General features: G+C 73.2%; 22 protein-coding genes. 8 read left to right on the top strand and 14 right to left on the bottom strand.

The features are described from left to right. Positions 1 to 24: 24 nt before the first annotated feature. Entirely contained in the window at positions 25 to 960 is a 936-nt protein-coding gene (locus tag ACFQZY_RS06890) for an SAM-dependent methyltransferase (RefSeq protein ID WP_377414294.1), read from the bottom strand. A gap of 134 nt (positions 961 to 1,094) precedes the next feature. Here ACFQZY_RS06890 and ACFQZY_RS06885 point away from each other — a divergent pair, with 134 nt between their 5' ends. Next, positions 1,095 to 1,895, top strand: coding sequence for a DUF2189 domain-containing protein (locus ACFQZY_RS06885; protein WP_377414292.1), 801 nt, complete (start codon positions 1,095 to 1,097; stop codon positions 1,893 to 1,895). A gap of 30 nt (positions 1,896 to 1,925) precedes the next feature. Here ACFQZY_RS06885 and ACFQZY_RS06880 read toward each other — a convergent pair whose 3' ends face one another. Together ACFQZY_RS06880 and ACFQZY_RS06875 are read right to left on the bottom strand one after the other, a co-directional pair. Further along, a complete protein-coding gene (locus ACFQZY_RS06880; protein WP_377414290.1) occupies positions 1,926 to 3,815 on the bottom strand; it encodes an ATP-binding protein in 1,890 nt (629 codons plus the stop codon). 7 nt (positions 3,816 to 3,822) lie between these two features. Beyond that, the gene (locus tag ACFQZY_RS06875; RefSeq protein WP_377414287.1) at positions 3,823 to 5,808 is read right to left on the bottom strand and encodes a U32 family peptidase; all 1,986 of its coding nucleotides are present in this window, start codon (positions 5,806 to 5,808) and stop codon (positions 3,823 to 3,825) included. A 40-nt stretch (positions 5,809 to 5,848) separates the two neighbouring features. Here ACFQZY_RS06875 and ACFQZY_RS06870 point away from each other — a divergent pair, with 40 nt between their 5' ends. Then, positions 5,849 to 6,589: a heparan-alpha-glucosaminide N-acetyltransferase gene (locus ACFQZY_RS06870; RefSeq protein WP_377414284.1), complete on the top strand. Its 741-nt coding sequence runs from the start codon at positions 5,849 to 5,851 to the stop codon at positions 6,587 to 6,589. 57 nt (positions 6,590 to 6,646) lie between these two features. Here ACFQZY_RS06870 and ACFQZY_RS06865 read toward each other — a convergent pair whose 3' ends face one another. From ACFQZY_RS06865 to ACFQZY_RS06845, 5 genes are read right to left on the bottom strand one after another with little or no spacing between them, the layout of a single operon-like run. Further along, positions 6,647 to 7,426, bottom strand: coding sequence for a peptidylprolyl isomerase (locus tag ACFQZY_RS06865; RefSeq protein WP_377414282.1), 780 nt, complete (start codon positions 7,424 to 7,426; stop codon positions 6,647 to 6,649). Between the two features lie 11 nt (positions 7,427 to 7,437). Beyond that, positions 7,438 to 7,728 carry a BolA family protein gene (locus ACFQZY_RS06860; protein WP_377414280.1) on the bottom strand — a complete coding sequence of 97 codons (291 nt, stop codon included), beginning with the start codon at positions 7,726 to 7,728 and terminating at the stop codon, positions 7,438 to 7,440. Continuing rightward, positions 7,725 to 8,285 carry a septation protein A gene (locus ACFQZY_RS06855; RefSeq protein ID WP_377414278.1) on the bottom strand — a complete coding sequence of 187 codons (561 nt, stop codon included), beginning with the start codon at positions 8,283 to 8,285 and terminating at the stop codon, positions 7,725 to 7,727. Before ACFQZY_RS06855 ends, ACFQZY_RS06860 begins: the two co-directional genes overlap by 4 nt. A 20-nt stretch (positions 8,286 to 8,305) precedes the next feature. Beyond that, positions 8,306 to 8,716, bottom strand: coding sequence for a peptide-methionine (R)-S-oxide reductase MsrB (gene msrB, locus ACFQZY_RS06850; protein ID WP_377414276.1), 411 nt, complete (start codon positions 8,714 to 8,716; stop codon positions 8,306 to 8,308). Further along, entirely contained in the window at positions 8,713 to 10,203 is a 1,491-nt protein-coding gene (locus ACFQZY_RS06845; protein WP_377414274.1) for a YdiU family protein, read from the bottom strand. The genes msrB and ACFQZY_RS06845 overlap by 4 nt, the downstream gene beginning before the upstream one ends. A 114-nt stretch (positions 10,204 to 10,317) precedes the next feature. Here ACFQZY_RS06845 and ACFQZY_RS06840 point away from each other — a divergent pair, with 114 nt between their 5' ends. Further along, the gene (locus tag ACFQZY_RS06840) at positions 10,318 to 11,958 is read left to right on the top strand and encodes a 3-(methylthio)propionyl-CoA ligase (protein WP_377414551.1); all 1,641 of its coding nucleotides are present in this window, start codon (positions 10,318 to 10,320) and stop codon (positions 11,956 to 11,958) included. Here the strand turns inward: ACFQZY_RS06840 and ACFQZY_RS06835 are convergent. The 5 genes from ACFQZY_RS06835 to ACFQZY_RS06815 all read right to left on the bottom strand — a co-directional run bounded on the left by ACFQZY_RS06835 (position 11,906) and on the right by ACFQZY_RS06815 (position 16,088). Continuing rightward, positions 11,906 to 14,038, bottom strand: a complete 2,133-nt coding sequence (locus tag ACFQZY_RS06835; protein WP_377414271.1) for a hypothetical protein — start codon at positions 14,036 to 14,038, stop codon at positions 11,906 to 11,908. The two genes, ACFQZY_RS06840 and ACFQZY_RS06835, sit on opposite strands and share 53 nt — an antisense overlap. 19 nt (positions 14,039 to 14,057) lie before the next feature. Then, positions 14,058 to 14,477 (bottom strand): hypothetical protein, encoded by a 420-nt coding sequence (locus ACFQZY_RS06830; protein ID WP_377414269.1) that lies wholly within the window; start codon positions 14,475 to 14,477, stop codon positions 14,058 to 14,060. Positions 14,478 to 14,603: 126 nt separating this feature from the next. Next, positions 14,604 to 15,269, bottom strand: coding sequence for a hypothetical protein (locus ACFQZY_RS06825; protein ID WP_377414267.1), 666 nt, complete (start codon positions 15,267 to 15,269; stop codon positions 14,604 to 14,606). A 13-nt stretch (positions 15,270 to 15,282) separates the two neighbouring features. After that, positions 15,283 to 15,687: a type III secretion system chaperone gene (locus ACFQZY_RS06820; RefSeq protein ID WP_377414265.1), complete on the bottom strand. Its 405-nt coding sequence runs from the start codon at positions 15,685 to 15,687 to the stop codon at positions 15,283 to 15,285. Next, positions 15,684 to 16,088 (bottom strand): type III secretion system chaperone, encoded by a 405-nt coding sequence (locus tag ACFQZY_RS06815; protein ID WP_377414263.1) that lies wholly within the window; start codon positions 16,086 to 16,088, stop codon positions 15,684 to 15,686. The genes ACFQZY_RS06820 and ACFQZY_RS06815 overlap by 4 nt, the downstream gene beginning before the upstream one ends. A 176-nt stretch (positions 16,089 to 16,264) precedes the next feature. On the opposite strand from ACFQZY_RS06815, the gene ACFQZY_RS06810 reads away from it, so the two are divergent. The 3 genes from ACFQZY_RS06810 (at position 16,265) to ACFQZY_RS06800 (ending at position 19,434) form a co-directional block, all read left to right on the top strand. Then, positions 16,265 to 16,693, top strand: a complete 429-nt coding sequence (locus tag ACFQZY_RS06810) for a PaaI family thioesterase (RefSeq protein WP_377414549.1) — start codon at positions 16,265 to 16,267, stop codon at positions 16,691 to 16,693. 97 nt (positions 16,694 to 16,790) lie between these two features. Continuing rightward, entirely contained in the window at positions 16,791 to 18,422 is a 1,632-nt protein-coding gene (locus tag ACFQZY_RS06805) for an acyl-CoA dehydrogenase family protein (protein ID WP_377414261.1), read from the top strand. A 58-nt stretch (positions 18,423 to 18,480) separates the two neighbouring features. Further along, positions 18,481 to 19,434 (top strand): glutathione S-transferase family protein, encoded by a 954-nt coding sequence (locus ACFQZY_RS06800; protein WP_377414259.1) that lies wholly within the window; start codon positions 18,481 to 18,483, stop codon positions 19,432 to 19,434. Here ACFQZY_RS06800 and ACFQZY_RS06795 read toward each other — a convergent pair. Further along, positions 19,421 to 20,035, bottom strand: a complete 615-nt coding sequence (locus ACFQZY_RS06795) for a hypothetical protein (protein WP_377414256.1) — start codon at positions 20,033 to 20,035, stop codon at positions 19,421 to 19,423. The two genes, ACFQZY_RS06800 and ACFQZY_RS06795, sit on opposite strands and share 14 nt — an antisense overlap. 148 nt (positions 20,036 to 20,183) lie before the next feature. Here ACFQZY_RS06795 and ACFQZY_RS06790 point away from each other — a divergent pair, with 148 nt between their 5' ends. Together ACFQZY_RS06790 and ACFQZY_RS06785 are read left to right on the top strand one after the other, a co-directional pair. Further along, on the top strand, positions 20,184 to 22,511 hold the full coding sequence (locus ACFQZY_RS06790) for a Tex family protein (RefSeq protein ID WP_377414254.1): 2,328 nt from the start codon (positions 20,184 to 20,186) through the stop codon (positions 22,509 to 22,511). A gap of 95 nt (positions 22,512 to 22,606) precedes the next feature. After that, on the top strand, positions 22,607 to 24,139 hold the full coding sequence (locus tag ACFQZY_RS06785; protein WP_377414252.1) for a hypothetical protein: 1,533 nt from the start codon (positions 22,607 to 22,609) through the stop codon (positions 24,137 to 24,139). Positions 24,140 to 24,180 lie beyond the last annotated feature (41 nt).

Below are 24,180 nucleotides of genomic sequence, written 5' to 3'. Positions count from 1 at the left end.
ACCCCGGGGTGACCCCGCGGGCGTTCAGGCGCAGCGCTCGCCCGCGGTGCGCCGGAAGGTGGCGCCGCGCGCCAGGGCCAGCGGCCCCGGCCCGCTGCGCAGGACCAGGGCGTCGCCCTCGGCCTGCAGTTCCAGCGCGCCGTCGCGGGTCTCCTGGGTGCGCAGCACGGCGCCGCGCAGGCGGGCCTGGATCTCGCGCACGCGGCCGCGCCGCTCGTACTGCCCGGTGACTTCCTGGTAACGCTGCGCCAGGCGCAGGCTGCTGCCGGTGAGCGGCCCCACGCCGCACCACAGGCCCTCCACGCGGGCCGGCACCACCCAGAAGTGGACCTTGCTTTGCTTCTCGCGGCCGACGGCCTTGTCCGGCACCGCCAGCACGCGGGTCTCGTCGGGCGCCCAGTCGCCCATGTCCCAGTCGTGCGAGACGACGCGGGTGCCGGGCTTGAGCGCCAGCAGCAGGGGCCGCAGCTTCAGGTTGAAGTCCGGCAGCAGGTACATGGTGATGACGCTGGCGGGCGTGAGGTCGGTCTCGAACAGGTCCTGCACCTTGAACTTCGCCTTGTCGGAGACGCCGGCGAGGCGCGCGGCGCGCTCGCTGCGCTCGACCAGGTCCGGCACGATCTCCACGCCCAGGCCGGTGGCGCCGAAGCGGCGCGCGGCGGTGACGACGATGCGGCCGTCGCCGGAGCCCAGGTCGATCACGTGGTCCGCGGCGCCGACGCCGGCGATGGACAGCATCTCCAGGGTCACATGGTCGGGCGTGGTGATGAAGGGGACCTCGTCGAGGAAGGCGGGCTGCGCGGGGACCGCGGGGGCGGCCTGCGGCGCCTGGGCCCGGGCGGGCAGGGCGGCCAGCGCGGCGGCGGCCAGGGCCAGCGCGGCGAGGTGGCGGGTCGTGCGGGCGACGCCGGCGATTCGGGTGGAGCGGGTGGCGGGCGTGATGCGGGCGACGGCGGGCATCGGGGTCATCCTGGCGGTGGGGGAGGTGGGAGCGGTTCGGGGCGCGGGAGTCGATCGCATGGGGGGCGACCATAGCACCACGGCGAGGGTTCCCACGAATGGCCGGTCGCGGCGGGGACGGCTGCAATCAGGCCATGACCCTGTCCGAGGAACCCGTACCCGCCACGCCGCCCGCGCCCGCCCGGCGCGAGCTGCGCGCCGTCTCGCTCGCCGACCCCTTCCGCTGGCTCGCCGCCGGCCTGCGTGACCTGCGCGCCGCGCCGGTGGTGGCCCTGTTCTACGGCGCCTGCTTCTGGAGCATGGCGGCCCTGCTCGGGGCGGTGTTCCGGCACGCGCCGGAGTACACCATGTCCTTCGTCTCGGGCTGCTTCCTGGTCGGCCCCTTCCTGGCGATGGGCCTGTACGACGCCAGCCGCCGGCTCGAGCGCGGCGAGCGCGCCAGCCTGTCGGAGTCGCTGACCTGCTGGGACAAGCGCCTGGGCAGCATGGGCCTGCTGGTGCTGGTGCTCCTGCTGCTGGAGCTGCTGTGGGGGCGGGCCTCGCTGGTCGTCTTCGCGGTGTTCTTCGACACCGGCATGCCCAGCACCGCCAGCGTGCTGCAGGCGGTGTTCAACCCGCGCAACTGGGAGTTCGTGGCGGTCTACACCGTGGTGGGCGGGGTCTTCGCCGGGCTGGTGTTCGGCACCTGCGTGGTCTCGCTGCCGATGATCCTGGACCGCGACACCGACGCCATCACCGCCGGCCTGTCCAGCCTGCAGGCCGTCACCGGCCGGCCGCTGCCGCTGCTGCTGTGGGGCGCGCTGATCGTCGCCGTGGTGCTGGGCGCGATGGCGCTGCCCTGGGCCGCCGGCCTGCTGGTGGCCGGGCCCTGGCTGGGGCATGCGAGCTGGCATGCCTACCGGGGCTGCTTCCGCTGGGTGGAGCCGCAGGCCTGAGGCCGGGCGGGGACGCCGCGGCCCGCGCCCTCACGCCGGTTGCGGCTGCAGCGGCAGGCCCACCACGAAGGTGCTGCCGCGGCCCAGGCCCGCGCTGTGCGCGCGCACCCAGCCGCCATGCAGGCGCACCAGCCCGCGCACCAGTGACAGGCCGATGCCCAGGCCGCCCTGCGCGCGGTCCAGCGAGCCGCGCACCTGGGCGAAGCGCTGGAACACCTGCTCCAGGGCCTGCGGCTCCAGGCCGATGCCGTTGTCGCGGACGGTGACGCGCACCTCGGCCGGCGTGGCCTCGGTGAAGACCTCGACCAGGCCGCCCGGGTCGGTGTACTTGGCCGCATTCGTCAGGAGGTTGGCGAAGACCTGGGACAGGCGCAGCGGGTCGGCGTCCAGCGTCACCGGCGGGTCGGGCAGGCGCACCTGCAGCGTGTGGGCGCGCTGCTCGATCAGGGGCCGGGCCACCTCGATCGCCGACTCCAGCACCCGGCCCAGGTCCGTCGGCTCGCGCTCCAGCAGGATGCGCCCGCTGTTGATGCGGGCGATGTCCAGGAGGTCCTCGAGCAGGCGCGCCATGGCGGCGGACTGGCGCTCGATCACCGAGACGGCCCAGGCGCGGCGCGCCTCGTCGGCCTGCGGCGAGCGCAGCACCGCCGCCGCGGCGCGGATCGGCGAGAGCGGGTTGCGCAGCTCGTGCGAGAGGGTGGCGATGAAGATGTCCTTGGCCCGGTTGTCCTCGTCGGCCAGGGCCCGGGCGACGCGCTCGGCCTCCAGGGCCTGGTCGCGGTCGGCCAGGGCGCGCACCACGTGGCGGCCGGCGGAGACCAGGGCGTCGCGCAGGGCGTCGAGCTGGCGCACGCCCGAGCGCCGGCCCGGCGGCGCCTCGCCGCGCGCCAGGCGCGGGGCGTCGGTGGCCATGCGGTCCACGGTGCGCACGATCCGGCGCGCCAGCAGCAGCGAGGCCGACAGGCCGACCAGCAGCAGCGCCAGGCCCACGCCCGCCAGGCGCAGCAGCGACTCCTGCAGCGCCGCGTCGGCCGCGCGCGCGGGGATGCCGGTCAGCGCGATCCAGCCATCGATCGTGGTGGCCCAGGCCCAGAGGTACTCGTTGCCATCCCGGGTCGGGAAGCGCCGCACGCCGGTGTCCCTGCTGGTCACGGCGCGCAAGGTCTCCTCGCTGGGCATGGCCCCGAGGAAGCGGTCCATCTCGCGGGTTCGCGCGAGGATGCGGTAACGCCCGTCCAGCAGCGTCGCGACCGCGCTGTCGCGGCCGGCGATGTGGCTGCCCATGATGCCGGCGAGGTGGACCGGGTCGAGCCGGGCCGACACCAGCCAGAGGATGCGGCCGGCCCGCCAGACCGGGTAGTTGACCGAGATGGCGAGGCGGCCGTCGGATCCGCTGGCGTGGAGGTCGGAGATCACGACCTGGTTAGTCTCGAAGACCTTGCGGTGGTGGTCCCCCAGGGGGATGCGCCCCGGCCCGCCGGCGGCGGGCGGGTACTCCAGCAGCACCCGGCCGTCCGGCGCCACCACGCTGAGGGTCTGCAGCCCGAGGTCGGCGCGGGTGACCTCGCGGATCTGCGCCGCGAGGTAGGGGAGGTCGATGCGCCCGGCCTCCAGGCCCGGGGATTCGGCCACCAGGCGCAAGGCCTGCCGGACATGGCTCAACTCGCGCTCGACGGAGGCCGCCATCGCCCGGTTGGTGGCGGAGAGCTCGCGCGCCGTGGCGGCGCGGGTCTGTTCGCCCATGAGGTGCAGCAAGACGCCGCTGAACATCAGCAGCGGCAGCACCACGATCACCGGCAGGGAGACGAGCAGCGGGTACAGGCCGACCGCACGGCGCGCCGCGGGCGGGCGTGGCTCTGCCGCCCCGGGGGAGGCCGGCCTTTCCTGGGAGTCTGCGGGGGCAGTCGGAAAGGCCGGCATGGCGGGCTCAGGGCCGTGGCACGGGCGGCCGGGTCCGGTAGAAGGTCAGGGGCGCCTCGGCCATCTCGCGCACCCGCTGGTTCATGACCGATTTCTTCATGCGCCCCACCACATGCATCTCGCAGGGCTTGCAGTCGAAGTGCAGGGTCAGCTTCTCCTTGCCGTTCACCAGCTGGAGCGGCTCGGCCTTGATCGTGCCCTTGACGCCGATCACGCCCTTGGCCTGCTTGGGACACAGGCTCATGGACCAGCGCACGCAGTGCTTGGTGATCATGAGGCTGACCTCGCCTTCCTCCTCGTGGCTCTCGTAGGCCGCGTCGATCACCTTGACGCCGTGCTTCGCGTAGAAGTCATGGGCCTTGTGGTTGTAGACGTTGGCCAGGTAGGTGAGCGTGTCCTCGGGGTAGGGCACGGGCGGCTCCACCGGCTGCCCGCGCAGCGGGCGCTGGTAGGCCTTGGCGCGGGCCTCCTCGAGGGCGGCCACGGCGTCGCGGCGCAGGGTGTTCAGGGACGAGGCCGGGATGAACCAGGGCTGCGACAGCTGCAGCTGGATGTCGATGGCCTCGAAGATCGTGTTGCCGAAGCGCGCCAGCTGCTCGGCGAGCCTGGACTCGCCGCGCGCCGGCTCCTTGGCATGGGGCAGGTCGGCGGCGCCGACATGGCCGTCCTCGTCGGTCAGCGTGAGGCGCAAGCCCCCGGGCGTCTCGGACAGCGTGGCCCACAGGCCGATGCGGCGGTCGCTGGACTTCTTCTCCAGCATGCGCACCCACGCCATGTCGCGGTTGCGGTTGATCTCGGTGCCCTTGCGCAGGTCGGGCATGCCGGCAATGGGGTCCTTGGGGAAGACGCGCCAGTGCCCCAGCTTGCCGGCCGGCTCGGCGCGGTTGATCGCCATGCCGACCAGTTCCTTGTGCAGGTCGTAGTAGCACAGGCCGTCGCCGTTGTGCAGCAGGGTCTGGGCGTCGCTGCACTCCAGATCCACCCAGTTGGGGCCGACGGCGGTGACCCAGCCGATGGCGCGGCCCGGGTTCTTGGGCGAGTCGAAGGCGCCGATGTCGTCCTTGCGGCCGTTGACGAAGTAGTCGGTGAACTCGCGGTTGAAGTTCTGGTTCGGGTCGGGCGTGAAGGTGAAGGTGGTGCGGCCGCTGGAGGCCCGCGCCAGCGGGCGGTCGCTGCCTTCGCGCTCCTCGATCAGCGCGTCGAACAGCCGGCGGTAGTGGGCGGTGATGTTCTTCACGTAGCCCATGTCCTTGTAGCGGCCCTCGATCTTGAAGCTGCGCACGCCGGCGTCCACCAGGGCGGCGAGGTTGGCGCTCTGGTCGTTGTCCTTCATCGAGAGCACGTGCTTGTCGTGGGCGATGAAGCGGCCCTTCTCGTCGACCACGTGGTAGGGCAGGCGGCAGGCCTGGGAGCAGTCGCCGCGGTTGGCGCTGCGGCCGGTGTGGGCGTGCGAGATGAAGCACTGGCCGCTGTAGGCCACGCACAGCGCGCCGTGGATGAAGAACTCCAGCTTGCAGCGCTCGGGGTCGATGGCGGCGTTGATCTCGCGGATCTGCTCCAGGGTCAGCTCGCGGGCCAGCACCATCTGGGAGAAGCCCACGTCCTGCAGGAAGCGGGCCTTGTCCACGGTGCGGATGTCGGTCTGGGTGCTGGCGTGCAGCTGGATCGGGGGCAGGTCGAGCTCGAGCAGGCCCATGTCCTGGATGATCAGGACGTCGGCGCCGGCGCGGTAGACGTCCCAGGCCATCTGGCGCGCGCCTTCGAGCTCGTCGTCGCGCAGGATGGTGTTGTGGGTCACGAAGATCCGCGAGCCGAAGCGGTGGGCGTGGCGGGCCAGGCGCTCGATGTCCTGCACCGAGTTGCTGGCGGAGACGCGGGCGCCGTAGCTGGGTCCGCCGATGTACACGGCGTCAGCCCCGTGGTTGATGGCCTCGATGCCGATATCGGCGTCCCGGGCGGGCGCCAGCAGCTCGATCTGGTGGTTGGCAAGCATGGGCGGGATTATCCCAGCGCGCTTCGGGTAAGGTCGGCCCATGGCCATCGCCGAAACCGCCCGTTACTCCCGCCTCGATGCCTGGCGCGGCGGGGCCGTGGCCTGGATGACCGCGTTCCACCTCGCCTTCGACCTGGCCTGGCTCGGCTTCTGGCGGCAGGACTTCTACAACGACCCGCTGTGGACGGTGCAGCGCACGCTGATCGTCAGCCTGTTCCTCGCCTGCGCCGGCGTCTCGCAGGCGGTGGCCCTGGCGCAGGGGCAGCCGGCCCGGCGCTTCTGGCGGCGGTGGGCCCAGGTCGCCGGCGCGGCGCTGCTGGTCACGGCGGGTTCCTGGCTGGTGTTTCCCCGCAGCTTCATCTACTTCGGCGTGCTGCACGGCATCGCGGTGATGCTGCTGGTGCTGCGGCTCACGGCGGGCTGGGGCGCCTGGCTGTGGCTGGCCGGGGCGCTGGCCCTGGGCGCGAAATTCGCCGCGGCCTGGGCGCATGGCGCCGGCCTCGCACCGGCCTGGCTGGACGCGCCGGCCTTCAACTGGCTGGGCCTGGTCGGGCGCAAGCCGGTCACCGAGGACTACGTGCCCCTGGTGCCCTGGCTGGCCGCGGCCTGGTGGGGCCTGGCCGCGGGCCAGTGGGCGCTGCGGCGCCGCCCGCACTGGTTCGCGGGGGCCGCGCCGGCGCCGCTGGCGTGGCTGGGCCGCTGGAGCCTCACCTGGTACCTGCTGCACCAGCCGGTGTTGATCGGCGCGCTGATGCTGGCGGCGACCCTGCGGGCCCAATGAAAAACGCGGCCCGGGGGCCGCGTCTGCTGGGGAGGCGGGCCGGCGGGCCGGCGGGCCTTATTCCACCTTGGCCTTGGCGCGCAGGTCGTCCTGGAACTGCTGCAGCTTCTGCTGCTGCAGCTGCTGCTGGATCTGCGGCTTGACTTCGTCGAACTTGGGCAGCTGGGCCTCGCGCACGTCGTCCAGGCGGATCACGTGGAAGCCGAACTGGCTCTTGACCGGGGCCTCGGTGACCTGGCCCTTGTTCAGCTTGACCATGGCGGCGGAGAACTCGGGCACGTAGCTGTTGGGGCTGGCCCAGTCCAGGTCGCCGCCGTTCGCGCCGGAGCCGGGGTCCTTGGACTGCTTCTTGGCGATCTCTTCGAACTTGCCGCCCTTCTTCAGGCTGGCGATGATGGCCTTGGCCTCGTCTTCCTTGGCCACCAGGATGTGGCGGGCCTTGTATTCCTTGCCGCCGTTGGCCGCGACGAACTTGTCGTATTCGGCCTTGGCTTCGGCGTCGGTGACGGGGCTCTTCTTCTGGAAGTCGGCGAACAGCTCGCGGATCAGGATGGTCTGGCGGGCCAGCTCCATCTGGGCCTTGAAGTCGTCGCTGCCGTCGAGGCCGCGCTTCTGGGCTTCCTGCATGAAGATCTCGCGGGCGATGACCTCGTCGCGGATCTGGTTCTTGATCTCCGGGGTGACCGGGCGGCCGCTCTTGGCGACCTGGGCGGCCAGGGCCTCGACGCGCGCGGAGGGAACGGCCTTGCCATTGACGATGGCGACGTTCTGGGCCGCGGCAGGCAGCGCGGCGCACAGGGCAGCGGCCGCGGCGGCGGCCAGGAGATGCTTCTTCATGGGGTTGTCCCTCAGGGAATCGGGGTAGGGGTTCGGACGATCTCGATGGCCAGCGCGTGCAGGCCCCGTGCGATGAAATCCTGCGCGGCATCATACACAAGGCGATGCTGCGCCACGCGGGGCCGGCCGTCGAACTGCGGGCAGGCGATGCGCACCCGGAAATGGGTGCCGAAGCCGGTGCCGTCAGCGCCGGCATGGCCGGCGTGCTGGTGGCTCTCGTCGATCACCTCGAGGTGCGTCGGCGACAGCCGCTGCGCGAGGCAGTCGTGCAGGGCCTGCGCGGTGATGCCGGTGCCGGTCATGGCCGCGGCGCCTCCTGCGCGTCCTCCGCATCGCCCTTCATGTGCCGGCTCAGCCAGATGCCCTGGCCCAGCACGAACACCAGCATCAGGCCGATGCCGCCGAACAGCTTGAAGCTGACCCAGGTGTCGGTGTCGAAGTTGAAGGCCACCCACAGGTTGATGACGCCCATCGCGGCGAAAAAGCCGGTCCAGCTCCAGGTCATGGTGCGCCAGGCCGGCTCGGGCAGCGACAGCTGCGCGCCCATGAGGGTGCGCAGGAAGTTGCGCTTGAACACCAGCTGGCCCACGGCCAGCGTGCCGCCCATGAGCCAGTACAGCACCGTCGGCTTCCACTTGATGAAGGTCTCGCTCTGGGCCAGCAGCGTGGCGCCGCCGAACAGGACGATCACGCCGAGGCTGAGCCATTGCATGGGCTCGACCTTGCCGGTACGCCAGCGCAGCCAGCCGATCTGCAGGATGGTGGCCACGATGGCCACGCCGGTGGCCCAGTAGATCCCGGCGACCTTGAAGGTCGCGAAGAACAGGATGATGGGGAAGAAATCGAGCAGGAGCTTCATGCGTCCGTCAGGGTCGGGTGTCAGGTCTCGGGGGTGAAATCGAGCGAGGCGGAGTTCATGCAGTACCGCAGGCCGGTGGGGGCTGGCCCGTCGGGGAACACATGCCCCAGGTGCGACCCGCATTGTGCACACACGGTTTCGGTGCGGACCATGCCGTGGCTGGTGTCGGTGATCTCGCGGATCGCGCCGGGCACGGCCTCGCTGAAGCTGGGCCAGCCGCAGCCGGCGTCGAACTTGGTGCGGGAGTCGAACAGCTTCGCGCCGCAGCAGATGCAGTGGTAGCTGCCGTCGGCCCATACCTGCTCGTACTTGCCGGTGAAGGGCCGCTCGGTGGCGGCGTGGCGGGTGACCTCGAAGGCGCGCGGCTCGGCGCCCTTGGCGGCCAGCAGGGCCTGCCACTCGGCCTCGGATTTGTGGATCGGGTAGGTCATGAGGAGCAGCTGATCTCGATGGAGGATGCCCAGTCGGGCGGGAAGCCGGCGTAGTCTGCCTCAAGCGCCGGGTGCTCGGCGAAGGGATCCTGCAGCAGCGCCAGCAGGCGGTCGACAACCGAGAAGTCGCCCGACTGCGCGGCCTGGATCGCCAGCTCGCCCAGGAGGTTGCGCAGCACGTACTTGGGGTTGGTGGCGCGCATGCGCGCGCCGGCCTCCCCGGCCTCCTCGGCCAGGCGTGCGGCATAGGCCGCGTGCCAGCGGTCGAAGGCGTCGCGGTCGGGGAACAGATCGCGCACCGGCGCCAGGGGGCCGCCGGCCACGTGGTCGGCCAGGCGGCGCCAGAAGATCGGGTAGTCGATGCGGCCCTCGGCGAGCAGGTGCAGCACGCCGTCGACCAGCGCACGGTCGGTCTCGCGCGGCGCGGACAGGCCGAGCTTGGCGCCCATGCGGGCCAGCAGCTCGCGCGGGAAGACCGTCTTGTAGGACTCCAGCGCAGCGAGCGCGAGATCGGGGTCGTCGATCACCGGCAGCAGCGCCTGGCCCAGGCAGAACAGGTTCCAGTAGGCGACGTTGGGCTGGCGGTTGTAGGCGTAGCGGCCGCCGGTGTCGCTGTGGTTACAGATGTGGCCGGGGTCGAAGGCGTCGAGGAACTGGAACGGGCCGTAGTCCAGGGTCAGGCCCAGGATGCTCATGTTGTCGGTGTTCATCACGCCGTGGCAGAAGCCCGCCGCCTGCCACTGGGCCACCATCGCCGCGGTGCGCTCGCTCACCTGCTCGAGGAAGGCCGCATAGGCGTTGCCGCCGAACCGCCCGGTGCCGCGGCACTGCGGGTACCAGCGGTCGATGACATGGTCGGCCAGCGCGCGCAGCTCGGCGTCGCGCCCGGCGGCCGCGAAGTGCTCGAAGTGGCCGAAGCGGATGAAGCTGGGTGCCACGCGCGTGACCACGGCGGCGGTCTCGATCGTCTCGCGCCGCACCGGCGCCGGCGAGCCGGTGACCATGAGCGCCCGGGTGGTGGGGATGCCCAGGGCCGCCATGGCTTCCGAGGCCAGGAATTCGCGGATGCTCGATCGCAGCACGGCACGGCCGTCGCCCATGCGTGAGTACGGCGTGCGGCCCGCCCCCTTGAGCTGGAACTCCTGCGGCCCGGCCGGCGTGTCCGCCTCGCCCAGGAGGATGGCGCGGCCGTCGCCGAGCTGGCCGGCCCAGACGCCGAACTGGTGGCCGCTGTAGACCGTGGCCACCGGGCGGGTGCCGGCCAGGGGCAGGTTGCCGGTGAAGGCCTGCACGGCGTCCTCGCCGCGCAGGGTGTCCGGGTCCAGCCCCAGCTCGCGGGCCAGGCGTTCGCTCAGGCCCACCAGGTGCGGCGCGGGCAGCGGCGTGGGCGGCAGGGGGGTGTGGAAGGACGGGCCGAGGCGCGTGAAGCCGTCGCGCCAGTCCAGGCCCAGGTCGAGGGCGGGAGCGTCCGCCAGGGTGTCGGTCATCGGGCGGATTGTCCCGCACCACCCCGGGCCCCCGGGCGCATGAGGGATTTCCGGGGCACCGCGGCCGCCGGCCCGGCGGGATACTGCCGCGCCTTGAACAAGACGGGAGAGCCCATGCGCGGCCTGATGCAAGACCAGCCCCTGCTGATTTCCAGCCTGATCACCCATGCCGAGCGGCACCACGGCGACACCGAGGTCGTCTCGCGGCGGGTGGAGGGGGACCTCCACCGCTGCACCTGGCGCGACGTCGCCGGGCGTGCCCGCCAGGTGGCGAACGCGCTGGACCGCATGCAGCTCGGCTTCTCGGACCGGGTCGCCACCCTGGCCTGGAATGGCTACCGGCACCTGGCGCTCTACTTCGGCGTGTCCGGCTCCGGCCGGGTGCTGCACACCCTCAACCCGCGCCTGCATCCCGACCAGATCGCCTGGATCGTCAACCACGCCGAGGACCGGGTGCTGTGCTTCGACGCCACCTTCCTGCCGATCGTGCAGGCGATCCATGCGCGCTGCCCCGGCGTCCGGCACTACGTGATGCTGTGCGAGGCCGGCGGCCTGCCCGCGGACAGCGGCATCCCCGGGCTGGTGGCCTACGAGGACTGGGTCGGCGCCGAGCCCGCCACCTACGACTGGCCGGTGTTCGACGAGAACACCGCCTCGAGCATGTGCTACACGAGCGGCACCACCGGCCACCCGAAGGCCGCCCTGTACAGCCACCGATCGACCCTGCTGCATGCCTACGGCGCGGCGCTGCCCGACGTGATGGGCCTGCGCGCGGCGGACGCGGTGCTGCCGGTGGTGCCGATGTTCCATGTGAACGCCTGGGGCATCCCGTACTCCGCGGCGCTGGTCGGCTGCAAGCTGGTGTTTCCGGGCCCGGCGCTGGATGGGAAATCGGTCTACGAGCTGATCGAGGCCGAGGGCGTGACCTTCGCGGCCGGCGTGCCCACGGTGTGGCAGATGCTGCTGGCGCACGTGGCCGCGGGCGGCCTGCGTTTTTCCACCCTGAAACGCACGGTGATCGGCGGCTCGGCGTGCCCGCCGGCCATGATCGACGCCTTCCGCGAGCGGTACGGCGTGGAGGTGCTGCACGCCTGGGGCATGACCGAGATGAGCCCGCTGGGCACGCTGTGCACCCTGAAGAACAAGCACCTGTCGCTGCCGCCCGGCGAGCAGGCCCGTCTGCGCCTGAAGCAGGGGCGGGCGATCTTCGGCGTGGACATGCGCATCGTCGGGGATGACGGCCGCGAGCTGCCCTGGGACGGCGCCACCGCCGGTGACCTGCAGGTGCGCGGGCCCTGGGTGGTGGCGCAGTACTTCAAGGGCGAGGGCGGCGACCCGCTGCGCCACGACCAGGGGGTGGACTGGTTTCCCACCGGCGACGTGGCCACCATCGACGCCGACGGCTTCATGCAGATCACCGACCGCAGCAAGGACGTGATCAAGTCCGGCGGCGAATGGATCTCCTCCATCGACATCGAGAACATCGCCATGGGCCATCCCGCGGTGGCCATGGCCGCCTGCATCGGCATGAAGCATCCGAAGTGGGACGAGCGCCCCCTGCTGGTGGTGGTCCGGCGTCCGGGGGCCGCCCTGACGCGCGAGGAGATGCTGGCGTTCTACGAAGGCAAGTCGGCGAAATGGCAGGTGCCCGATGACGTGGTCTTCGTCGACGCCATTCCCCTGGGCGCGACCGGCAAGATGCTCAAGACCCGCCTGCGGGAGACCCTGAAGGACTACCGCCTGCCGACGGCGTGACCGTGGTCCGGCGCAGCGCAGCCTCCACCGGCGCGGGGTCGGCCATGCGCACCGAGATCAGGTGGTGCGGCTCCACCAGGTACTCGCGGCGGCCCTTGGGGATCACGCCGCGCGGCAGGGGGCGGGGCAGGGGACGCTCGGTGCGCACCACGAAGGTGTCGCGCTGCCGCTCGACCAGGGTCACCCGCATGCCCCGCGGCGCGAAGACCGAGTCGCCCAGCGCATGCACCGTCTTGCGGCCTGCGGTACCGCCCGCGCCCTTGTGCAGCAGGTCCACCTTGCGCTGCTCGTGCAGGCAGCGGGTGATGCGTGCGAGGTTGGCGAAGTCCTTCCAGTTGCCGAAGCTGCGCGCGTTGTAAAGCACGCCCAGGACGTCGCGCTCGGCCTGCGTGAAGTCCACCCCGTCGGCCTCGGCCAGGCTTTCGATCGTGCGGCGGGTGGACGCCACCCGGTCCTCGTCGCCCTCGCGCAGGGGCTCGCCGGTGAGCTTGTGCGTAAGGTAGCCGCTGAGGCTGTCCACCGCCAGCCCGCGGGTCAGGCCGCTGGCCGGAAGGCCCAGGGCCTGCGCCGTGCCCTGGGCAGCGCCGCAGGCATACGCGCCCGGGTAGGCCGCGAGCAGTTCTCCCAGCAGCGTGCTGAAACGCAGCGCCGGCGACTGTGGCGTGCCCTTGCCGCCGAGGGCCACGCACAGCATCACCGGGGCGACGTTCGGCGCGGCATCCACCAGGGCGCGGGACTGCACGCCGCGGCCGGCCGAGCGCGGCTCGTAGGTTTCGGCCGCCGCCTCCTTGCGGGCCGCCTCCAGCCCCTCCAGCCAGGCCGCGTCGTCGTGGTGGCTGCCGCTCGCAATGGCGGGGACGGCCCCGCTGGCGAGCCGGGCGGCCAGGGGTCCGGTGACGGCCTTGGCCAGCCGGGCAGGGTCGGGAAACACGGCCACCCGCAGCTGGCCCGCCTCCAGCAGGTCGTGGGCGCCGAGCATGGGCTGCAGGGCGGCGCGTGCGGCGTCGTTGGCCCGCAGCAGGGCGTGCAGCATCATCACCTGCTGGAGTTTCTGCGGATCCCCATGGAGCAGCGCCTGGCGCAGCGCCCTGAGCGGGCGTTCCTCGAGCAGCTTGAGCAGCTGCCGGGTGCGGTGCCTCTGCGGCGGGTCATGCGCCAGGGCATCGGCGACCACGGCCAGGAAGTCGTGCGCCGGGGCGCCGTCCGCCTCGCCGGTGCAGGGCGTCATCAACGGGCTGGCGGCCACCGTCGCCCGGACCTGCCGGGGCACCAGGGCGCGCGCCACCGCGGCCCGGTCCCCCTGGACCAGGGCCGTGAGCAGGGTGTCTGGATCGCAGGGCAGGTGGCCCAGGTCCTGGCCGGTGATGTGCCCGTGGAGCGCCCGTTCCAGCCGGTCGGCCTCCTGGCCGGAGAGCCGCGCGGCCAGCTCGAGCAGTTCGCGGCAGCGGGGATGCACGAGCAGCGCCTGGACATCGCGGACCGCGCCCGCGGTGAGGCGGCCGGTGTTCGACTGCTGCGTGCGTTGGGCGTCGACCAGCAGGCCGTGGTGCGGTACCCACACGATGCGGCGCCCATCCGGCTTGCCGTCGCGGACGGCCGAGGTCGCCGAGCCGGCCAGGAGCCCGTGTTCCTGGGGCGTGGCCAGCAGCAGGTCCTGGCGGCCGGCGGCCAGGTCGGCGACCCAGGCCGCATCCCCGCTGGCGCCGGCCCTGCGGCGGGCCTGCGCGTACCGGCCCAGCGTGTCCTGGAGTGCCTCGCCCCGTGCCTTGAGCGCATGCAGGCGGGTGGCCGCACCGGCCGGCGTGGCCAGCCCCGCGCCCAGGGCGGCCTGCGAGGCGAGCACCCGGCCCGTGCCGCCGGCCTTCCAGGCCCGCCGGAACTCCTGCCCCATCCAGGCCAGCGTGCCGCCCTGCTCGACCGGGGTGAAGCGCGCGATCTCCCACGGGTCGATCGCCCCCGTGCCGCTGGCGGACACGCCCGCGGCGACGGCGGCCGCGGGCGTCGGGACGTCCGGCAGCGCCTGCGCGGGCGAGCGCGCGAGGCCCAGGAGGGCGGAAGGCAGCAGGGTCAGGGCATGCATGGCGTTTCCTTGGCGCGGGTCAGTGCGCCGGGCCTTGCGCGGTGGGCTGTGGCTGCCCCGCCGCGTCGGCGATGGCCGTCAGGCCGTGGGCGACGGCCACGCCCAGGCCGACTGCGCCGACCAGGAGCCAGGTCACGGGCACCGCCAGGGCCAACATGGCCACCACGGCGGCGGCCGTGACGAGGGCCGCCTTGAGGACACCGGCTTTCAGACGGTCCCAGGCAGAGGCGGCGGGCTGGGTGCGTGGCGCGAGGGTCTGTTCGGCAGGGGCGGCGGCCTGCTGCGAGAGCGGCACCCGGGTGGGCGGGAGCTGCGGGTGGGACTGGCTGGGCGATGACAGCGAACCTGAATCCGGCGTCACCTCGGCGCGCGCAGGGCGGCCGCAGCCGGTGAGGGACTGGAATCGAGCGGACAGGGTGTGGCACACCTCAGTGAACATGGGCTTCTCCGGAAGGGCGGGGCAGGGAGGGGGAAGGGACAGGCTCGCTCGATGCGGGCCTGCGGGCGGATCGGTAACGGCCGCCCCGGGTTGGTTCTGCGGGGCGTGTCGGCGCGGGGCCTGGGCTCAGTTCATCGGGGGCGCGTCGGCCGGCAGGTCCTGCGGAATCTCCGGCGCCGGGAAGTTCACCCGCTGCGCGTCGGCGACGGGGTCCGGCTGATGCGCCACGGGCGGAGGCTGATGGGGGAGAGGGAGAGGCTGATGGGGGAGGGGCTGAGGCTGATGGGGCTGAGGCAGTGCCTGATGTGGCACGGCCTGATGCGGCAAGGCGTACGGCGGCGCTGGCGGCAGGGCTGGAGCCCACCCGGGCGGCAGGGCCGGTTGCGGTGCGACGGCCTGCTTGTCCAGGCGGTCCAGGACCAGGGCCGCGATGCCGACGGCAACCGCGGCGCCCACCGGGCCTCCGGCCAGCGCGCCGATCACCGCGGCGCCGATGAGGGCGATGGCCCGGAACCACCGCTGCTCGATGCGCGGGTGGGCGCGGTGGTCGTCCAGGCTGGCGGCGGGCAGGCGTGGGACGGCCGCCGGCGCGACGGCTTGCCGATGCAGCGGGTGTTCGACGGGCGCGGGGACTTGGGGCTGGCCTTGCGCACCCGGTGGAGGGAAAGCCGGTTGGGCGAGGACGGGCTGAGCCAGGACGGGTTGACCGACTGCCTGGCCGACGGCCTGGTCGACCGGGTGAACGGCCTGGGGCTGCGCGACGCTGGGTTGTCGCTGGATGTTGTTGTTCATGGCACCTCCGGATTCAATGCACCAGCCGTTCACCGGCGAGCTGCCCGCGGGCGACACGGCTGGCGTCGGCCAGGCGGTCCAGGGCGGCCGCGAGGGCCGCGGCATCGAGCGTGTCGATCGGCAGCACCAGGCACAGGGCCAGCGCGCGGGCCTGCGGGTGGTAGCCGAAATGCGGGCGCCCGAGCTCCGACTGGGCGAGGTTGGCAAGCAGCGCGCCGATGAGGATCCCCTGAAGTTCGTCGGCGTCGGCCTCCCCCAGGCTGGCGGCGAGCCGCAGCTCGCCCTGCGCCGGCGCGAACTGGAGCTCGAGGGTGAGGTCGTCGGCGAACCGTAGCGCGCAGGCGCCGTGGGCATCCAGGCCCGGCGGCGCGATCCCCAGGTGGCGGGCGAGGTCGAAGAGCAGGTCGGCCGGGGTCATGCGGCCTCCGCCGGGGAGGGGAAGGCCGCCAGCCCGGCGCGCCAGGCCACGGCCCGGGCCAGGAAGCCCTCCAGTGCGCCGGCGAAGGCCGGGTAGGCCAGCCCCTCGGTGTCGAACCAGTGCTGGAGGAAGACCTCGCCGTCGAAATCGGCGCAGAGGACGCCGCAGGCCGGGCCGGGCGGGAACAGGTTGCCGGCGAGCAGGGCCTCGAGCAGGGTCAGGTCCTCGAGGTCGGCGCGCCCGAGGTGGGCGCGCAGGGCGAAGCCAGGGTGGCCGGCGACCGGGCCGAAGCGCACGACGGTGTCGTCGAAACGGATCGCGATGGCGCCGTCGGCATCGGGCGACGGCGGCGGGAAGCGCAGCTCGGCGCACAGGTTGCGGAGGATGTCGTCCAGCGGCATGGGCCTTCTCCTGCGGGGGATGCCCGCCACGCAGCCTAGTAACGGTCCCGGCAGGCGGGTTCCTGCCGGCCCCTGTTGCGACGGAGACACCGCCGCCCGCGCCCGCGGGCGCGGGTTGCGCGATGATCGAAGCCCTGCGAACCACAGCCCGAGGCCCCTGCACCTTGTCCGACTCCCTGTCTTTCGGCGTCACCATCCCCTTCGTCGAGCACCTGGGCTTTGCCCTGACCCGCTTCGACGGCGGCCATTCGGCGATCGCCTTCACCCCGAAGCCCGAGCACCTCAACTCCTTCAGCGTCTGCCACGGCGGCGCGCTCATGACCCTGCTCGACGTGACCCTGGCCACCGCCGCGCGCAGCGTGGACGCCGACATGGGGGTCGTCACCATCGAGATGAAGACCAGCTTCATGCAGCCGGCCAAGGGCGTGCTGCGCAGCGAAGGCCGGCTGGTCCACCGCACCGCCACGCTGGCGTTCGTCGAGGGGACGGTCTACGATGCAGCGGGCAAGGCCTGCGCGCACGCCACCGGCACCTTCAAGTACGTGCGGCGCCTGCCCACCGGCCCGCGCGAGGCGCAACCGCTCAACCTGATCCCGACCGACTGACACCCACTCCCCGGAGCGATCCGATGACCACCCCGATGTCCTCCCAGGCCGGCCCCCAGCGGCGCCGGACCGGCCGGGACTGACGGGGGAGGCGGGCATGGACACCGGCCGCGACGCGTTCAACCAGCCCGCGCCGCTGCCCGAGGGCGACCTGTTCGCCCGGCACCGGGCGATGCAGGACACGCTGCGCCATCTCGCCCCGGGGCTGGACACCGCCCCGCTGCATGCCCTGGGCCGGCTGGCCGGGTCGCGCGAGATGCAGGTCCACGCCCGGCTGGCCCATGTGCACGGCCCGCAGCTGCATACCCATGACCGCTTCGGCCACCGTGTCGACGCGGTCGAGTTCCACCCCAGCTACCACGCGCTGATGGCCGCCGCCGTGTCGGCCGGCCTGCACGGCGCGCCCTGGGCCGGCGGCTCGCACCTGGCGCGCGCGGCCGGCTTCATGCTGTTCACGGAACTGGAGCCGGCGGTGCTGTGCCCGGTCTCCATGACCTATGCGGCGATGCCGGCGCTGCGGCACAACGCGGCGATCGAGGCCGCGTGGCGGCCTGCGCTGACGGCCCGCGCCTACGACCCGTCGCCCCGGCCCTGGCAGGCCAAGGCCGGCCTGACCCTCGGCATGGGCATGACCGAGAAGCAGGGCGGCTCGGACGTGCGTGCCAACACCAGCCGCGCCGCGCCCGATGGCGAGGACGCCTGGGGCGTGCGCCACCGCCTCACCGGGCACAAGTGGTTCTTCTCCGCGCCGCAGTCCGACGCGCACCTGGTCATCGCCCAGGCGGATGCCGGGCCGACCTGCTTCCTCCTGCCCCGCGTGCTGCCCGAGGGCGGCCGCAACGCGGTGCGACTGGTGCGCCTGAAGGACAAACTCGGCAACCGCGCCAATGCGAGCGCGGAGGTCGAGTTCGACGGGGCGCTGGCCTGGCAGGTGGGGGAGGCGGGCCGCGGCATCGCCCGCATCCTGGAGATGGGCGCGCTCACCCGGCTGGACTGCGCCCTCGGCACCGCCGGCCTGATGCGGCAGGCCCTGTCGCTGGCCCTGGACCATGCCCGCCAGCGGCAGGCCTTCGGCCGGCCGCTGCTGGCCCACGACCTGATGCGCAACGTCCTCGCCGACCTGGCGCTGGAGTCCGAAGCCGCCTGCGTGCTGGCCCTGCGGGTGGCCGCCACGCTGGACCGCGCCGGCGACCCGCGCGAGGCCGCCCTGGGCCGCCTGCTCACGCCGGTGGCCAAGTTCTGGGTCTGCAAGCGCGGCGCCGCCTTCGCCCAGGAGGCGATGGAGTGCCTGGGCGGCAACGGCTACGTGGAGGCGGACGGGGAGGGCGTGATGGCCCGCATCTACCGCGAGATGCCGGTCAACTCCATCTGGGAGGGCGCCAGCAACCTGATGGCGCTGGACCTGCTGCGCGCGCTGCGCCAGCCGGGCGCGGCCGAGGCGCTGGAGTCGCTCCTCGGCCCGGCGCGCGGCGCGCATCCGGCGCTGGACGCCGCGATCGCGGCCTTGCCGGCACGGCTGGCGCGCGAGGCCACCGAGGACCAGGCCCGGCGGCTGGCGCAGGACCTCGCCCTCGCCGCGCAGGCGGCGCTGCTGTGGCAATGCGCGCCGGCGCCGGTGGCGCTGGCCTTCACCGCCTCGCGGCTGGCCCAGGCCGGCGGCGGGGCCTTCGGGCTGCTGCCGCCCGGCCTGCCGCTGGACGACCTGCTGGCACGCGCCATGCCGCACTGACCCCACAGGACGCACGCCCCGACGACGCCGACCGACCCGCACAGCGAAAGGATCCGCGATGAACGCACCCGCCCCCGACCTGCTCCTGCACCACTACCCGATGTCGCCGTTCTCCGAAAAGATCCGGCGGGTGCTGGCGCACAAGCGCCTGGCCTGGAAATCGGTGGTGGTGCCGGCGGTGCTGCCCAAGCCCGACGTGGTGGCACTCACCGGCGGCTACCGGCGCACGCCCTTCCTTCAGGTGGGGGCCGACATCTACTGCGACAGCGCGCTGGTGTGCGACGTGCTCGAGCACGTGCAGGCCGAGCCGCCGCTGTACCCGCCGCACCTGCGCGGCGTCTCGCGGGTGTTCGCGCAGTGGGCCGACACCACGCTGTACGGGGCCGCCATGGCCTACAACTTCCAGCCGCGGGGCGCGGCCCAGGTCTTCAAGGGCGACGATGCGATCGCGGCCGCCTTCGCCGCCGACCGCAAGGCCATGCGCACCAACATGACGGTGCTGCGGGCGCCCGATGCCACCAGCGCCTACCGCTCCTACCTGCGGCGCATCGCCAGCATGGTCGAGGAGCACGACTTCCTGTTCGGGGCGGATGCCTGCGTCGCCGATTTCGCCGCCTACCACCCGCTGTGGTTCACGCGGCACCGCGTGCCGGCCCTGGCCGAGATCCTGGCGATCACGCCCGCGGTGGGCGAGTGGATGGACCGCATCGCCGCCTTCGGCCCCGGCCGGGGCGAGGACTTCGCCTCGGCCGACGCGCTCGAGGTGGCGGCCCGCCACGAGCCGCGGCCCGCCGGCGAGAACCTGCTGGTGGACAGCGGCTTCCAGGACGACCATGGCATCGCCCTGGGCGCGCGCGTGACGGTCACGCCCGAGTCCTTCGGCAACGAGCAGACCGAAGGCGAACTCGTCGCCGCCACCCGCACCCACTACACCCTGCGCCGCGCCGACCCGCGCGCGGGCACGGTGCACGTGCATTTCCCCCGCATCGGCTACGTGCTCAGGCCGGCCTGACCGGCTCGGAGCGGAAGTCCGGCTCGCCCAGGCGCTGCCCGGCGGGTTCGCGCCGGGCGGGCGCCTCGGCCGGCTCGTACAGGGCCTGCGGCGGCCGCAGCGGGGCCTCGAGCGCCGGCTCCAGGCGGGCCAGCCGGGCGTCGACCCGCGCCTCCATCTCGCCCAGGCGCGAGGCCAGCGCCCGGTGCAGCTGCTCCAGCTGCGCGCGCTGGTCCCGCAGGCTGCGGGCCAGCGCCTGGTCCAGGGCGGAGGCGGCGGTGGCCTCGTGGTGGCGGGCGTCGCGCAGGTGCGTCTCCAGCACCTGGCGCAGTTCGGTGAAGCGCGAGGCCTCGGCGCGTTCGGCCAGCTCGCGCTGGGCCTGCAGCACCCGCGCCTGGTCGCGTTCCAGCCGGCGGTGGTGCGCCTCGCGGGCCGCGCCGCTGGCGACGAAGGCGACCACGGCGAGCGCCAGCAGGCCCAGCATCAGCAGGGGCAGGGGGACGGTGGCCGTGCCCCAGACCAGGTTCACCGGGGTCGGGCGGTTGAATTCCTCCCAGTTCAGGAGCGCGAAGACCACGACGGCCGCCGTGGCCAGAACGAGGAGCAGGGAGCGCAGGCGCATGGGGCCTCCGGGACGGGCGAAGTCGCCCAGCGTCGCCGGGCGCGGGCGGCGGCGCTGTCGGCGCCCGGCGCGTGCCGGCGTCCCCGGGCGGCGCGGGGGCGTGTGGCACACTCGCCCGTCCCGAAAACCTCCCCAGTTTCCCTCCCGAATGCAAAGCATCCGCAGCCAGATCGCCGCCGAGTTGAAGGTCCAGGAGCGGCAGGTCGAGGCCGCCGTCACCCTGCTGGATTCCGGCGCCACCGTCCCCTTCATCGCCCGCTACCGCAAGGAGGCCACCGGCGGCCTCGACGACGTGCAGCTGCGCGAGCTGGAGTACCGCCTGGGGTACCTGCGCGAGATGCAGGAGCGCCGCGAGACCATCCTGAAAAGCATCGAGGAACAGGGCAAGCTGACCCCGGAACTGCGCGCCGCGATCGAGGCCGCGCCGACCAAGCAGGAGCTCGAGGACCTGTACCTGCCGTACAAGCCCAAGCGCCGCACCAAGGGCCAGATCGCCCGCGAGTTCGGCATCGAGCCGCTGGCCGACAGGCTGTTCGCCGACCCCACGCTGGACCCTCAGGTGGAGGCCCAGGCCTTCGTGAAGGCCGAGAAGGGCGAGGGCGGCGAGGATTTCACCACCGTGATGGCGGTCCTCGACGGCGTGCGCGACATCCTCTCCGAGCGCTGGGCCGAAGACCCGGCCCTGGTGCAGTCGCTGCGCGAGTGGCTGTGGGCCGAGGGCCTGTTCAAGTCCCGGCTGGCCGCCGGCAAGGACGAGAACCACCCCGACGTCGCCAAGTTCCGCGACTACTTCGACTACGACGAACCCATCGGCCGCGTGCCCTCGCACCGCGCCCTGGCGGTGTTCCGCGGTCGCCAGCTCGAGATCCTGGAGGCCAAGCTGGTGCTGCCGGTGGAGCCCGAGCCGGGCAAGCCCTCGATCGCCGAGGGCCGCATCGCGCTGCACCTGGGCTGGAGCCATGCCGGCCGCCCCGCCGACGACCTGCTGCGCAAGTGCGTGGCCTGGACCTGGCGGGTCAAGCTGTCCCTCTCGAGCGAACGCGACCTCTTCGCCCGCCTGCGCGAGGACGCCGAGAAGGTGGCCATCAAGGTCTTCGGCGACAACCTGCGCGACCTGCTGCTGGCGGCCCCCGCCGGCCCGCGCGTGGTGATGGGCCTGGACCCGGGCATCCGCACCGGCGTGAAGGTGGCGGTGGTGGATGCCACCGGCAAGCTGGTGGACACCGCCACGGTGTTCCCGCACGAGCCGCGCCGCGACTGGGACGGCTCGCTGCACACGCTGTACAAGCTGTGCGAGAAGCACAACGTCAACCTCATCGCCATCGGCAACGGCACCGCCAGCCGCGAGACCGACAAGCTCGCCGCCGATCTGATCAAGCGCCTGCCCGGCGAGGTGCAGAAGGTGGTGGTCAGCGAGGCCGGCGCCTCGGTGTATTCCGCCAGCGAGTACGCCTCGCAGGAGATGCCCGATGTGGACGTGAGCCTGCGCGGCGCCGCCTCCATCGCCCGCCGCCTGCAGGACCCGCTGGCCGAGCTGGTCAAGATCGACCCCAAGTCCATCGGCGTCGGCCAGTACCAGCATGACGTGAACCAGGGCGAGCTCGCCCGCACGCTGGACGCGGTGGTCGAGGACTGCGTGAACGGCGTGGGCGTGGACCTGAACACCGCCAGCGTGCCGCTGCTGGCCCGGGTCTCGGGCCTGTCGCAGTCGGTGGCCAGGGCGGTCGTGCGCTGGCGCGAGGCGCATGGCGCGTTCAGGAACCGCCAGCAGCTGCTGGAGGTGTCGGGCCTGGGCGCCAAGACCTTCGAGCAGTCCGCCGGCTTCCTGCGCATCCGCGGCGGCGACAACCCGCTGGACATGACCGGCGTGCACCCCGAGACCTACCCGGTGGTCGAACAGATCATCGTGAAGCTGGGCAAGCCGGTGCAGGAGGTCATGGGCCGCGCCGAGATCCTCAAGCCGCTGCGGCCCGAGGCCTTCGCCAGCGAGAAGTTCGGCGCCATCACCGTGAAGGACATCCTGTCCGAGCTGGAGAAGCCGGGCCGCGACCCGCGCCCGGACTTCAAGGTGGCCCGCTTCAACGACGGCGTGGAGGACATCGCCGACCTGAAGGAAGGCATGGTCCTGGAGGGCACGGTGAGCAACGTGGCCCAGTTCGGCGCCTTCGTCGACCTGGGCGTGCACCAGGACGGCCTGGTCCACGTGAGCCAGCTCGCGCACAAGTTCGTGAACGACGCGCGCGAGGTGGTGAAGACCGGCGACATCGTCAAGGTCAAGGTGCTCGAGGTCGACCCGGTGCGCAAGCGCATCAGCCTGACCATGAAGCTCGATGCCGCCCCGGCCGGCGCGCGCCGCGACCGCGGCGGCGACAACCGCTTCGAGGGCGCCGGCCGCGGCTACCGCCAGCCGCCGCAGCAGCCGATGAATACCGCCATGGCCGGCGCGTTCGCCAAGCTGCAGGGCCTGCGCAAGTAGGGCGCTCCACTCGGCTGAGATGAACCCGCGGCCGGCGGCGGGTTCCGCAAGGCGGCGCCGGGGAGGGCCCCGGTTCCACCCCAAGGAGCCTTGCCGTGAAGCCGATCCACAAGACTGACGCCGCCCCCGTGTTCCGCCCCCCGGCGCCCGCACCGGAGGGCAAGGCCGACGGCCCCGGCGCCAGCGGCCCGGCCGGGAGCCGCTCGGTCGCGGTCCTCGATCCCGCCGCCCCGCAGAGCGCAGCCGCCCACGCGGCCCGCCAGCGGCTGCAGGACGCGGGCGAGCCCGAGCCCGAGGCCGGCTGTGGCGACCGCAAGTACGGGCCGGGCGCCATGGCGTCCCGGGTCACCGGGCTGGAAGGCGGCGCGGGCGACGCCGGCGGTTTCGACGGCGAGTTGCTGGGACGGCGCTGGGCGGCCGGCGGCGAGGACGGCGCCCGGGCCGAACGCCAGATCGACCGCTGGGTCGCCCGCCTGGCGGACCGCTGCCAGGCGGCCGACGGGAAGGCCGACGGGAAGGCCGGGCCCGAGCCAGGGAGTGCCGGACGGCCGCTGCGCGACGCCATCGCGGCGGTCGGCCGCGGGCTGGCCTGCGCCCCGCCCGCCACGCGCGAGCGCCTGTGCCAGGCCCTGGTGTCCAAGGCCATGGCGCCGGGCGCGTGGCTGGAGGGCACGGATTGGCGCCAGGCCGCCGGGGACGCCGTCCTCCTGGGCACCCTCGGCGCCTTGCACGCGTCGGCCGGCGCCGACGCCATCGCCAAGGACGAGCTGCTGCGGCTGGAGTGCGAGGTGCTCAAGGCCCGCGGCGACCTGGCCGCGGGGGACCGGCGCCGCGACCCGCGCTTCCCGTTGCACAAGGTCATCGCTGAACTCAGGAACTGGCGCGACGGCCTGGACGTGGGGCAGCTGTCGTACCTCCGCGCCTACCGGCTGGTCCGCTACCTGGCGCGCCTGGGCAATGCGGGAACGCTCGAGGGCAGCCGCCAGCTGGCGGCGGCGATGCAGGAGGTGTCGTCCGGGCGGCTGATCGCCATCTTCAACCAGTACGGCGAGCCGGCCTGGGCCGGCAGCGATGTCCTCAAGGTGATGATGCAGGGCTGCGGCGTGAACGCCGGCGCGGCGGGCTGTGCGGCCTGGGCCGTCGGCTGCGACCTGGACGACCTCGCCAGCCTGGAGCGCATGGACGCGAGCCCGGCCGAGGCCGAGACGGACGGGCCGGACTTCGGCACGGCGCGCGGCGCCCGGATCGTCGCCCGCCTGCGGGAACTCCAGCCCTCGCTGCCCGGCTGGGGCGAGCGGCACCTCGTGAAGGGCCTCTACCACCTGCGGACCCTGCTGCGGGGGCAGCCGTCCCGCGTCGACGCCGACCTGCGCGCCATGCTCTGGCAGTACGCGGCGACCGGCGAGGCGCGGGACGTGGTGGCGCTCGCCACCCAGTACGCGCGCTTCGCCGCCGGCCCGGGCCTCACGGGGCCGGGCTGCGAGGACCTGGCCGACGAGTTCGTCGAGATTTCCCTGCGCCCCCGGGGCGTCCCCGCGGCCGGCACGCGGGCGACCGGCGAGCGGCGCGCCCTGATCCTGGAGGGCCTCCAGGCCGGCTCGGGGCACCCGGGCTCCGGGTACCATTGATGGGTTAGCTGTCCCGCGGCCCGGTGCCGCCGGACAGGACG

It is taken from the genome of Ramlibacter sp. GCM10027632 (genome assembly GCF_042675325.1).
GTDB lineage: Bacteria > Pseudomonadota > Gammaproteobacteria > Burkholderiales > Burkholderiaceae_C > Ramlibacter.
The sequence above is the reverse complement of the archived record's forward strand: the minus strand, read 5'-3'. Positions and strand labels throughout refer to the sequence as shown.